Raw genomic sequence first — 11,809 nt, forward strand, 5'->3', positions numbered from 1 at the left:
GCCCCCCACCGGGTCACCCGGGCACCCCGGCGTCGGGCACGGTGGCGATCGACTCGGTCACCAGCCGGCGGGCCAGCGTGAGGCGGTCCTCCGGGTCGAGGCCCGGCAGGTCGCCGACCTTCAGCTCGCCGGCGGCCAGCAGCTCGGTCAGCGCCGGGCGCACCTCGCCCGGGAAGGAGTGCGTGCGCCGCCCGGCCACGAGGGCCACCCGGCCCTCGTCGGCGTCGCGCAGCACGCAGCGCAGGTGCCGGCGAAGCCGCAGCACCGTCGCGGGGCCCAGGGACGCGGCGGCCGCGGACTGCGCCAGCGGCGCGACCGGCTCGGGCCGCACCTGGGCCCACGTCCGGCTGCGCAGGCGGTCGGCGACCTCGCCGGGGTCCACCCGGCCGAGCCACTCCCGGAGCCCGTCGACCACGGCGGTGACGTCCTCGGCGATCGTGTCGGGGTCGGACAGGTCCACGCCCAGGGGGAGGGAGGTGCGCAGTGCGCGGTCCTCGGCCGCCAGCTCGCGCACCAGGTCCAGCACGGACTCGGCGGCCGCCCAGCGGGTCACGGAGTGGATGCCGACGGTCAGGTGCGCGCTGATCGCGCCCAGGGCCTTGGCCGAGTGCAGGAACCCGCGCGGCAGGTAGAGGGCGTCTCCGGGGCGCAGCACCGCGTCGATCACCGGGGCGCGTTCCGCGGCGGCGGCCACCTCGGCCGCGCGGTCGCTCCACGGCTGGGTGCGCAGGGGGTCGGGCAGCACGGGCTCGTGGATGGTCCAGTGCTTCTCGCCGGCCACCTGCAGCACGAAGACGTCGTGGACGTCGTAGTGCGGGCTGAAACCCTGCGAGGACGGCGGGGTGATGTAGGCGTTGACCTGCGTGGGGTGGCCGAGGTCGGCGGCCAGCTGGTCGGCGAAGGTGATCAGCGGCGGCCAGAGCCGGTGCAGCCCCTGCAGGACGACGGTGCTCCCGTCGGCGAACAGGCGCAGCACCGCGTCGGAGGAGACCTGGTCGGCGATCTCGGCGCCCGCCCCGCCCGAGGTGGTGAACCGCTTGGGGTCGACGACGGCGCCGTCCTTGGCGATCCGGAGGAAGGGCGTGCGCAGACCTCGCCGGGAGAGCAGCTCGTCGACGGCGGGCAGGTCGAGCAGGTCGGTGAAGGAGTTGCCGGTGTCCTCGGCCCGGGTCAGGAGCGGGTGCCGCGCCCAGTGCTCCCGCGCGAACCGCTCGGGTGCCATGTCCGTGCACCGCCACAGGGCCGGGCGGAGCTGCGGCTCCGCCCGGCCCTGCGCGGTCGGGTTCTCGGTCAGGCCGAACCGTCCGCGCCGCCGTCGGCACCGCCGTCCGCGCCACCGTCGGCACCGCCGTCCGCGCCACCGTCGGCACCGCTGTCCGCACCGCCGTCGGCCCCGCCGTCGTGGCCGCCCGGGGCGCCGGAGGCGCCGTGGTCGGCCGTGCCCGCGCCGCTGTCGGCCGGGCCGTGCGCACCGCCGTCGGCGCCACCGTCGGCCCCGCCGTCCGTGCTGGTCATCTCGTCGTCGAGCGCCATGGGCTCCTCCGCTCTCGTGCGTCCGGACCGCCGTGCGGCGGCCCCGGTCGGTGCAGTACCTCCCGCGTGCTGCCCTGACACCTGCGCTCCGACCAGCGGTTCTGCCCGGGACCACGGGGGTCGGGCGCCCGGACGCCGGCCCTCGACCCGAATGTGACGATCCGGTCACGGCTTCGGGGTGGAGGTGGGCGCCCGGGCCGCCGGCGGGCATCCCCAGGAGGTCGGCGTGGAGCACACCGCGCCTGCACCGTGAACTGCACGACGACCGGAGGAGTGAGCTCGTGACCGAGAGTCGTACGCGAACCGACACCACGTTCGAGGACAACGTCATCCGCCAGGAGACGGTCGACCGGCCGGCCGAGGGGGCGACCGCGACGGCGCCGGTGACGGGTCCCGCCGTCTCCGCGCCGCCCCGACGCGACCGGGTCCGGTGGGGCCCGGTGTGGGCCGGTCTGATCGTCGCCGTCCCGACGTTCCTGCTGCTGCAACTGGCCACGCTGGCCCTGGGCTGGTGGGACATCGGCCCCGGGGCGACCGGTAACAACGCCGACTGGATCAGCGGGGTCAACGGGCTGATCGCCCTGTTCCTCGGCGGGCTCACCGCCGGCGCCAGCGCGATCTGGCGCGGCCTCAGCGACGGGCTGCTGCACGGCATCCTGGTCTGGGCGCTGACGGTGGTCGCCATCGTCTTCCTGACCCTCTTCGGTGGCGGCGCCCTGCTGGGCTCGCTGGCCGGCGTCGTGACCGACGTGACCAACATCCAGCAGGCGAACCTGCCCGACGTCGCGGCCGGCCAGGCGACGGACGTGGCCACGTCGGCCGCCAGCTGGGCGGTGCTGGGCCTGGGGCTCGGGATCGCGGCCTCCGCGCTGGGCGGCGTGCTGGGCGCCAAGATGTGGCCGAGCCGCAAGGACGCCGAGCGCCAGCGGGTCGCGGCCGGCTGACGCCCACCCGCACCGCTATCGTCGACCCCGGATCGAACGCATGTTCGATCCGGGGTCGACGTGCGGAAGGGGACGGCGTGGGGCGGGGTGGCGGTCGTGCGGCGGGCTGCACCGTGCTGCACGTCGACATGGACGCCTTCTTCGCCAGCGTCGAGGTGCGCCGCCGGCCGGAGCTCGCCGGCACCCCCGTCATCGTCGGTGGCGCCGGTAACCGCGGCGTGGTCACCTCGGCCACCTACGAGGCCCGCAGGTACGGCGTGCACGCGGCCATGCCCACCGCGCGAGCACTGCGGCTGTGCCCGACGGCGACGGTCCTGCCGGGGGACATGGCGCTCTACGCCGAGGTGTCCCGGGCGGTCATGGCGCTGTTCCGGTCGGTCACCCCGCTGGTCGAGCCGCTGAGCATGGACGAGGCGTTCCTCGACGTCTCCGGCGCCGGCCGCCGGCTGGGCGACGCCGCGGAGATCGGCGAGTACCTCCGGGCCCGGGTCTTCGACGAGCAGGGCATCACCTGCTCGGTCGGCGTGGCCGGCACCAAGTTCGTGGCGAAGCTGGCCTCCACGCACGCCAAACCCGACGGGCTGCTCGTCGTCCGGCCGCCGGAGGTCATGGGCTTCCTCCACCCGCTGCCGGTCGGTGCGCTGTGGGGGGTGGGGCCGAAGACGGAGGAGACCCTCCTGCGGCTGGGGCTGCGCACCGTGGGCGACCTGGCCCACGTGCCGGCGAAGACGCTCCAGCGGGCGCTGGGGGTGGCGGCGGGCACCCACCTGCACGAGCTCTCCTGGGGCCGCGACCCCCGGCGGGTCGTCCCCGACGAGCCCGAGCGCTCCACCGGCGCGGAGGAGACCTTCGCCACCGACGTCGACGACCCGCGCGTGGTCCACCGGGAGCTGCTGCGCCTGGCGGAGCGGACGGCCGGCCGGCTGCGCTCGATCGGCTGCCTGGCCCGCACGGTGAGCATCAAGGTCCGCTTCGCCGACTTCACCACGATCACCCGCAGCCGCACCCTCGGAGCGCCCACCGACGTGGGGCAGGAGCTCTACGACACGGCCCGCGTGCTCTACGACGCCCTGGGGCTGGACCGGACCCGCATCCGGCTGGTCGGCGTCCGGGCCGAACGCCTCGTCGAGGCCGGTTCGGCCCCCCGGCAGCTCGAACTGGGGGCCCGCGAGCACGGTCGCCGGGAGGCGGAGCTGGCCGCCGACCGCGCCGCCCGGCGTTTCGGTGCCGGCGCGGTGCGCCCGGCCACGCTCCTGGGTTCCTCGGGCAGGGTCGGGCGGCCGGGCCGCTGACCTGCCCGGACGCGCCGGGGGACCCACCCGGAGGAGTGATCGGCCGACGCGCTCGGCGGCTCGCCGTGGCGTCGCCTTTCGCCGCGTGCAATCGGCTCGTATCCTCGAAGACACCGTCGGCGGGAGCCTCCGACGGAACTGGCTCCGCCCATTTGGAGGTCGACGTGCCGCTCTCCGAGCACGAGCAGCGTCTGCTGGAGCAGATCGAGCGCGCCCTCGTCGATGACGATCCGAAGTTCGCATCCTCGGTCCGCACCGGCGATCGCCGTCAGAAGGCTCGCCGCAGACTGCAACTCGGCGGGTTGCTGGTCCTGGTCGGCCTCGCCGTCCTGGTGGCCGGCGCCGTCGCCGAATCCGTTCCGCTGGGGGTCCTCGGGTTCCTGGTGGCCTTCGGTGGCGCCGCCCTCGGGGTGCTGCACTACCGCGCGGCCACCGGTGCCGTCGAGGCCACCGGTCCCGCCGGGTCGCGCGGCTCGACCGCGGCCGGCCGCGGCGGCCGGAAGGGCAAGCAGCCGATGAAGAACCGGCTCGAGGAACGTTTCCGCCGCCGCTACGACCAGTAGCCCCACGCACCCGCCCGGCCGCCGTCCCGCCCGGACGGCGGCCGGGCGCGTCCCGGGCGGCCACGGCAGAGGCCCTGGGTCCCGGCGCCGCTAGGACCAGGAGCCCTCGCGCACCGACCCGCCGGCCGCTCTCCGCCCGGCACGGTCGAACCCGTCCCGGGTCCACCGCGCGACCCGCGCCCGCGTGCCGGCGACGAGCGAGGCCGGCCACAGGAGCGCGCGCAGCCGCACCGTCCGGGGGCGGGACGCGAGGAGCCCCCGGCGGGCCGTCCGCAGCGCCGTCCGCAGCTCCGCGGGCGGCGGTGCGCTGCCCGGACGCCCGTAGCTGGCCGCCTCCTCCGCCTGCGCCAGCCGGCGCACCGCCGCCACCGACGACTCCGCCGCCGGGCCACCCGGCCCACGGCTGACCGCCCGCACGAGGGCCTCGGCCACCCGGCGCGGTGTCCACGACGGCTGCAGGTGCACGCCGAGGTCCGTGGCGGTGGCGCACAGCTCCGCCCAGGAGCCGGTGGCGGCGTCCCCCGCCAGCCGGCGGCGGCGCTGCAGTGTGCGCACCACGGCCGGCGCGGCCACCGCGGCCGCGCCGAGCGCCAGCAGCCCGGCGCTGACCAGCAGCGGGCCCCGGTCGGTCGCGGTCCCCGCCGACGGGGTGGCCTGGGGCACCGCCTCCGGCAGCCGGTCCGTCCGGGGGAGCGCCGGCGGCGGGGTCGTCGGCGCCGCGGGGACGGCGGGTGCGGCGTCGACCCGCTCCTCGGCCGCGGTCCGCGGCGACCAGGGGAGCTCGACCTGGCGGTCGGCGGCCAGCGGCGTGGGGTCGAAGGGCACCCAGCCCACCCCCTGGAAGTACACCTCCACCCAGGCGTGCGCGTCGTCGCTGGTGACCAGCCGGGTCCCGTCGGGCTGGACCTCGCCCGGCGTGTACCCCAGCGCGACCCGGGCGGGGAGACCGGTCTGCCGGACCAGCACGGCCATGGCGCCGGCGTACTGCTCGCAGTAGCCGCGCTTGAGCCGCAGGAAGTCCACCAGGTCGTCGCCGCTCGTGCCCGGAGCGGTGGAGAGGCTGTAGACGAAGCCGTTGGCTCGGTCGGTGAGGTACCGCTGGATGCGCAGCACCTGCTCGTAGGGCGTCGACGCGCCGGCGGTCAGCCCGGCGGTGAGCTCGGCGATGGCGGGGTCGGGCTCGGGCAGCACGCCGAAGCGCTCCTGCACCGGATCGTCCGCCGGCAGGGGAAGGGCGCCGGAGAGGAGCTCCTCGGAGGGGCGCGGCTCCACCGCGGTCACCCGGTAGGCCAGCCCGGCGCTGGTGACGCCGCGGCCGAACACCGTCCCGGTCGCGTCGTCGAAGCGCCAGGCGGCCTCCTCGCCGGCCACGCGGATCGACAGCGGGGAGGTCGGCACCGGGAGGAACCGGTCGTCGTGCTCCAGGACCTGCACCTCGGCGGACACCTGCCGCGTCGGCTGGCCGTCGGGCAGCGGCGCCAGGAAGCCGTCGTCGGCCACCGAGGTCTCGCCGTCGAGATTGCTCAGCGACCACCCCGTCGCCGGCTCGTACTCGTCGAGCGCGACGGCGCGCAGGTAGCCGGGGTCCTCGACCGAGCTGCCCAGGCGGAGCAGCGGGACGGGCTCGGGCAGGGTCAGCTGCCCGCGCAGCTCCGCCGCCGGGTCGAGCGAGGTGCCCGTGGCCGACCCCGTCCCACCGCCGAGCCCGGTGGCGAACGAGCCCTCGGGCAGGGTGGGCACCGCGGTGCCGACGACGGCCCCGGCCGCCACCGCGACCACGCCGATGCGCACGGCCGTCCCCGCGCCGCCCGCGGAGCCCTGCAGCATCCGGCGCTGGTCGGCCCACAGCAGGACGGCGAACCCGGCCGCCGGCCCGACCAGCGCGACCAGCCCGATGCCGCCGGTCACCGTGGCCACGGGCACGCACACGAGGGGGAGCAGGGCCGCACCCGCGACCGCCGCCTGCCGGCCGGTGACCGCCAGCAGGTCGACGACGACGGCGACGAGCCCCACGAAGAGGGTGGTGAGCGCGAGCAGACCGGTCAGCGGGAGGGCGGGGGTGGCCTGCTCGCGGATCTCCGCCGTGCCGGCGGTGAAGACCTCCCCGAGCCGGGTCAGCGTCGCCGGCGTGGGGACCAGGCCGGCCAGCGCGGTGTCGGGCACGAAGACCGCCGCCAGCACGCAGGCGACGAGGGCCAGCTGACCGACCGGCACCGCCAGCGCGCCCAGCAGCCCGAGCGGCCGGTCGCCGGTGAGCCGGGCCACCGCGGCGCGCAGGGCCAGGCCACCGGCGAGGACGGCGACGACGACGGTCACCACCGGGGGCACCCACGCTCGGCTGGTGAACACGGGGGAGAGCGCCAGGGCGCCGAGGAGGGTGGCCGCCGCGGCGGCGACCGGGGTCCGGACGTCGGCGCCGTTCATGCCGGCGCCCCCGCCGGCGTCCCGGTGAGCGCGGCCCACACCTCGCCGACGTCCTGACCGGCCGACGCGGTGGCGACCCGCCAGCCCGCCGCGGCGAGGACGGTGGCGGCCTGCTCGCGCTGCGCCGAGAGGGTGGCCGGCGCGGTACCGGTCGTGCCCCGCCGGCCGCGGCCGGGGTCGCCCCACGTCGCGACGTCGAGCAGCACGGCGAGCCCGGGCACCGGCCCCTGGCGCAGCCGGGAGAGGTCGGCGACGTCGTCGGGCCCGACCGCACCGAGCAGGCAGACCAGGGGCCCGTCGCCGGCGGCGCGGCACGCCGCCGAGACGGGGTCGGCCAGGCTGCTCGCGCGCGAGGGCCCCAGCACGGCCAGCCGGTCCAGGAGGTCCTCGGCGCCGAGGACGGCGCCGCCGGGCTCGGGCGCCAGCTCCCCGGCGCCGGTCAGCACCCGCAGCCGCGCCCCCCGCTGGGCGAGGGCCACCCCGATGCTGGCCGCGGCCTCGACCAGCCACTCGAAGCTGTCGGCGGGCGGCGAGTCGTCACCCGGGGGCCCGGCGATCCGGCGGGTGGCGTCCCAGCTGGGCGCCACCAGGTGCGCGCGGGCCCGGGTGTCCAGCAGCAGCGTGCCCTGCGCGCGCCAGGGGTGCTCCTCCAGCCGGACCATCAGCTCGCCGGTGCGCGCGCTGGCCCGCCAGTGCACCTTGCGCATGTCGTCGCCGCGCCGGTACTCGCGCACGCTGACGTCGTCCTCCCCGTGGACGGCGAACGCGCGGTGGGCGCCGTCGCCCCCGCCGCTGCCGCCGCCGGGGCCACCGCGTCCCAGGGGGCGCACCCGGGGCACCACGACCAGCGGGGCGGTGTCCGAACCCACCGCGGTGCGCTCGACCAGGCCGAAGGGATCGAGGACCCGCAGCCGCAGCGGCCCGAGCTGGTAGCGGCCGCGGTGCCGGCCGACGAGCCCGTACCGCACGGTGGTCGCGGCGCCGGGGGCCAGGCCCGACACGGTGAACCGGTGCGGGCGGCCCAGCGTCGGGGGCAGCTGCTCGGACAGCAGCCACAGCCCGCCGCGGCGGGCGTCGACGTTCTCCAGCCGCAGCTCGACGTGGGCCCGCGCGCCGCGCGGCACCCGCTGCGGCGTGACGCTGCGCCGGGTGGTCACCCGGAACCGCCCCCGCGCCACGGTGACGGCGGCGAGCAGGGGGAGGGCCAGGACGAAGGCGGCCAGCTGGACGAGCGCCCGCTCGCCGAGGAGGGCACCCACCAGGCCCAGGCCGACGCCGCCGGCGAGGAGCGATCGGCCGCGGGACGTGAGGGCGCCCAGCGCCCGGAAGGGACCGCCGGGCACGCTCAGCGCCCGCGGGGGACCGGTACGGAGGCCACCAGGGAGGCCACCACCTGCTCGGCGCTGCGCCGGGCGACCACCGCCTCGCCCCCGAGCAGCAGCCGGTGGGCGAGCACGGGCACGGCGAGCGCCTGCACGTCGTCGGGCAGCACGTGCTCGCGGCCATCGAGGGCAGCGGAGGCGCGGGCGGCACGCAGCAGCTGCAGGCCGGCGCGGGGCGAGGCGCCCAGCCGCAGCTCCGGTGAGCGGCGGGTGGCCTCGACCAGCGCCACGACGTAGCGGCGGACGGCCTCGGCGACGTGGACCCGGCCCACGGCGGTGACGAGGGACCGGACGAGGGCGGCGTCGGCCACCGGGCGCAGGGCGGTCAGCGGGTCGGCGGTGGAGCGGTCGTCCAGCATCGCGAGCTCCGCGGCCGGGTCGGGGTACCCCATCGAGACCCGGGCGGTGAAGCGGTCGCGCTGGGCCTCGGGCAGCGGGTAGGTGCCCTCCATCTCCAGCGGGTTCTGCGTGGCCATGACCAGGAAGGGCCGCGCCAGCTCGTAGCTGACGCCGTCGACGGTGACCTGCCGCTCCTCCATGCACTCCAGCAACGCCGACTGGGTCTTGGGGGAGGCCCGGTTGATCTCGTCGGCGACGACGACGTTGGCGAAGATCGCGCCGGGCTTGAACTCGAAGGCCCGGGTCTCCTGGTCGTAGACCGCCACGCCCGTCACGTCGCTGGGGAGCAGGTCGGGCGTGAACTGGATGCGCCGCACGCTCGCGTCGATCGAGCCGGCCAGCGCCTTGGCCAGCGTCGTCTTGCCGACCCCGGGCACGTCCTCGATCAGCAGGTGCCCCTCGGCCAGCAGCACCACCAGCGCCAGCCGGACGACGTGGTCCTTGCCCTGCACGACCCGGCCGATCGCGGCCGCGATGCGTGCGCACTCCGCTGCGACGTCGACCGACGCGTCGGCCGTCCCGTCGGCGGACCGTGTCGCCTCCGTCACCGCTCCACCGTACGTGCCGGGCGACGCCCCGTCCCGGTCGCTGATCACGCTGCCCGCGCACCAGAGACGGGAGGTCGGGCCGCCGGTGGGGGCGGCGGGTCACGACACGGCCTCAGGTGGTGTCCAGTGGGGGCTGGTGGGTTACTGTGTCGGCCGGTGGGGAGGCAGGGTTTCGCCAGGGGACCTGCAGAGCCATGGGAGGACCGATGCGGGAGGTGATCCGGTGTTCGTCGGCAGCTACCAGTTGCGGCTCGACGAGAAGGGCCGGCTCGCGCTCCCCGTCCGCTTCCGCGACCAGGTGGCCGACGGCATGGTGATCAAGAAGGGCCAGGACCGCTGCATCTACGGGCTGACCATGGCCCGGGTCGCCGAGCAGAGCGCCGCGATGGCCGCCATGGCGCCCTCCGACACGGCCGCCGCGCGCATGCGGGCGCGCATGAGCTTCGGCTCGATGGTCGAGCTGGAGCCGGACAAGACCGGCCGCATCACCATCCCCGCGAGCCTGCGGGAGTACGCCCACCTGGACCGCGACGTGGTCGTGGTGGGCGTCGACACCCGTTTCGAGATCTGGGACTCCGCGACCTGGGACGCCTACGTGGCCGAGCAGGAAGCCGCCTTCGCCGACATGGAGAGCGAGGGGATGCCGACGCTGTCGTGATCCCGGGAACGCCCCACCCGCTCCCACCGGCCTCCGCGCCACGCCGAACGAGCCGCCTTCCCCGCGGCTCGACCGGCCCGGGCCCCAGCCGCCTTCCCCGCGGCTCGGTCCCGACGACGGAGGACCGCACGGATCAGCGGAGGGGCCTCCCGCCGGCGGGGGTGACCCACCGGCCCCGCGGGAACCCACCTGACGCTCTTCCCCGACGCCAGGCGGAGCCGCGGGGCCGGACACCCCCGGGATCCCACGTCCCGCCGCCCCACCCCGCTCCACCGGCCCCACCCCGCTCCACCGGCCCCACCCCGCTCCACCGGCCCCACCGCGCCCCACCCCGGGCACCGCGACCCACCCACCCCCTGCGCCCCACCCGCCCGAGCCCGCACGCCCCCGCTGCCGCGTCCCCCCGCGGCCCGGAACGGCACGGCACCATCGCGAGAGCCGCCAGGACCAGTCGAGAGGCAGCAGACGATGAGCAGCACCGGACCTGCCGCGGCCCCCGGGCCGTCGCAGCCCCCGGTGCACGTCCCGGTGCTGCTGGACCGGGTCGTCGAGCTGCTCGGGCCGGCCTGCGCCGCAGAGGGCGCGGTCATGGTCGACGCCACGCTGGGCCTCGCCGGCCACACCCTGGCCATGCTGGAGGCGCACCCCGGCCTGCGCGTCGTGGGGCTGGACCGCGACCCGGACGCGCGCGCCGAGGCGACCCGCCGGATCGAGGCCGCCGGTCACGCCGGGCGGGTGACGGTGGTACCCGCGGTGTTCGACGAGCTCCCCGAGGTGCTCGACCGGCTGGGCATCGACGAGGTCCAGGGCGTGCTGTTCGACCTGGGCGTCTCCTCGCTGCAGCTCGACCGCCCCGACCGGGGGTTCAGCTACTCGGTCGACGCCCCGCTGGACATGCGGATGGACCCGGGCGCGCCCCGGACCGCCGCCGACGTCGTCAACACCTACCCGCCCCGCGAGCTGGCGCGGGTGCTGCGCGTCTACGGCGAGGAGCGGTTCGCCTCCCGCATCGCCGCCGCCATCGACCGGGAGCGGGCCCGCGAGCCGTTCTCCGGCACCGCGCGGCTGGCCGAGCTCGTCCGCGAGTCCATCCCCGCCGCCACCCGGAGGACCGGTGGCCACCCCGCGAAGCGGACCTTCCAGGCGCTGCGCATCGAGGTCAACGACGAGCTCGGGGCGCTGGAGCGCGCCCTCCCCGCGGCGATCGAGGCCCTCGCCGTCGGCGGGCGCGTCGCCGTCATCACCTTCCACTCCTTGGAGGACCGGATCGTGAAGCAGACCCTGGCCGCGGGAGCGGCGGACCGCACCCCGCCGGACCTGCCGGTGCCCCTGCCCGAGCACGGTCCGGTGCTGCGGCTGCTCACCCGCGGCGGCGAGGCCCCCGGCTCCGCGGAGACGGCCGGCAACCCCCGCGCGGCGTCGGCCCGTGTCCGGGCCGCCGAGCGCATCCGGCGGGCGGCGTGACGCGCGCCGCGGCCGTGCGCCCGGCCCCCCCGCGCGCCACGCCCTCCCGCCACGCGACCACCCGGGCCACCGGCCCGGCGCCCCGCACCTCCCCGTCCGGCGCGCGCGGCACCGGCCGGGCGACGCCGCGGCCCGAGCTGCGCCTGGTCCCCACCGGTGCCGCCGCGCGGCCGCGCCGGCAGACCCGTGGCGCCGAGCGCTCCCGCAAGGCGCCGTTCGTCGTCCTGGTCGTGGCGCTCCTGGCGCTGACCACGCTCGGGCTCCTGGTGCTGAACACCGCCATCGCGGTGGACTCCCTCAAGGCGTCCCAGCTGCGCGCCGACAACGCCGCGCGGGCCCAGGAGGTGCAGCGCCTCGAGCAGCTCGTCGTCGCCGGTGACACCCCGGCCGACGTCGCGCGGGCCGCCGAGGCCGCGGGGCTCGTCCCGGCCGGCGTCGCCGGCTACCTGGTGCTCGGCGGCGACGGGTCGACGACGATGCGCGGCACCCCCGAGCCCGCACCCGCGCCGGAGCCCGCACCCGCACCCGCACCGGAGCCCGCGCCCGCAGCCGCGCCCGAGCCGGGCCCCGCCGCCGAGCCCGCCCCCGCGGGCGGGAACTGA

The 11,809-nt window shown here is 77.4% G+C and carries 11 protein-coding genes; 6 read left to right on the forward strand and 5 right to left on the reverse strand.

The window, feature by feature from the left end:
- Positions 1 to 13 precede the first annotated feature (13 nt).
- Positions 14 to 1,222, reverse strand: a complete 1,209-nt coding sequence (locus ACI792_RS06355) for a cupin domain-containing protein (RefSeq protein WP_456601855.1) — start codon at positions 1,220 to 1,222, stop codon at positions 14 to 16.
- Between the two features lie 68 nt (positions 1,223 to 1,290).
- Positions 1,291 to 1,533: a hypothetical protein gene (locus ACI792_RS06360; RefSeq protein ID WP_456601856.1), complete on the reverse strand. Its 243-nt coding sequence runs from the start codon at positions 1,531 to 1,533 to the stop codon at positions 1,291 to 1,293.
- 281 nt (positions 1,534 to 1,814) lie between these two features.
- Here ACI792_RS06360 and ACI792_RS06365 point away from each other — a divergent pair, with 281 nt between their 5' ends.
- From ACI792_RS06365 to ACI792_RS06375, 3 genes are all read left to right on the forward strand, one after another.
- Positions 1,815 to 2,477: a permease gene (locus ACI792_RS06365; RefSeq protein WP_456601857.1), complete on the forward strand. Its 663-nt coding sequence runs from the start codon at positions 1,815 to 1,817 to the stop codon at positions 2,475 to 2,477.
- Positions 2,478 to 2,590: 113 nt separating this feature from the next.
- Positions 2,591 to 3,769 carry a DNA polymerase IV gene (gene dinB / locus ACI792_RS06370; protein ID WP_456601858.1) on the forward strand — a complete coding sequence of 393 codons (1,179 nt, stop codon included), beginning with the start codon at positions 2,591 to 2,593 and terminating at the stop codon, positions 3,767 to 3,769.
- Positions 3,770 to 3,933: 164 nt separating this feature from the next.
- Positions 3,934 to 4,332 (forward strand): DUF3040 domain-containing protein, encoded by a 399-nt coding sequence (locus tag ACI792_RS06375; RefSeq protein WP_456580898.1) that lies wholly within the window; start codon positions 3,934 to 3,936, stop codon positions 4,330 to 4,332.
- A 90-nt stretch (positions 4,333 to 4,422) separates the two neighbouring features.
- Here the strand turns inward: ACI792_RS06375 and ACI792_RS06380 are convergent, their stop codons facing one another.
- From ACI792_RS06380 to ACI792_RS06390, 3 genes are read right to left on the reverse strand one after another with little or no spacing between them, the layout of a single operon-like run.
- Positions 4,423 to 6,795 (reverse strand): transglutaminase family protein, encoded by a 2,373-nt coding sequence (locus ACI792_RS06380; RefSeq protein ID WP_456601859.1) that lies wholly within the window; start codon positions 6,793 to 6,795, stop codon positions 4,423 to 4,425.
- Positions 6,753 to 8,099 (reverse strand): DUF58 domain-containing protein, encoded by a 1,347-nt coding sequence (locus ACI792_RS06385; protein WP_456601860.1) that lies wholly within the window; start codon positions 8,097 to 8,099, stop codon positions 6,753 to 6,755. Before ACI792_RS06385 ends, ACI792_RS06380 begins: the two co-directional genes overlap by 43 nt.
- Before the next feature lie 2 nt (positions 8,100 to 8,101).
- A complete protein-coding gene (locus tag ACI792_RS06390) occupies positions 8,102 to 9,085 on the reverse strand; it encodes an AAA family ATPase (RefSeq protein ID WP_456601861.1) in 984 nt (327 codons plus the stop codon).
- A gap of 223 nt (positions 9,086 to 9,308) precedes the next feature.
- Here ACI792_RS06390 and mraZ point away from each other — a divergent pair, with 223 nt between their 5' ends.
- The 3 genes from mraZ to ACI792_RS06405 all read left to right on the forward strand — a co-directional run bounded on the left by mraZ (position 9,309) and on the right by ACI792_RS06405 (position 11,809).
- Positions 9,309 to 9,743, forward strand: a complete 435-nt coding sequence (mraZ, locus tag ACI792_RS06395) for a division/cell wall cluster transcriptional repressor MraZ (RefSeq protein ID WP_456580894.1) — start codon at positions 9,309 to 9,311, stop codon at positions 9,741 to 9,743.
- 468 nt (positions 9,744 to 10,211) lie between these two features.
- A complete protein-coding gene (gene rsmH / locus ACI792_RS06400) occupies positions 10,212 to 11,207 on the forward strand; it encodes a 16S rRNA (cytosine(1402)-N(4))-methyltransferase RsmH (RefSeq protein WP_456601862.1) in 996 nt (331 codons plus the stop codon).
- On the forward strand, positions 11,204 to 11,809 hold the full coding sequence (locus ACI792_RS06405) for a hypothetical protein (RefSeq protein WP_456601863.1): 606 nt from the start codon (positions 11,204 to 11,206) through the stop codon (positions 11,807 to 11,809). Before rsmH ends, ACI792_RS06405 begins: the two co-directional genes overlap by 4 nt.

The organism is Blastococcus sp. SYSU DS0669, assembly GCF_054050895.1.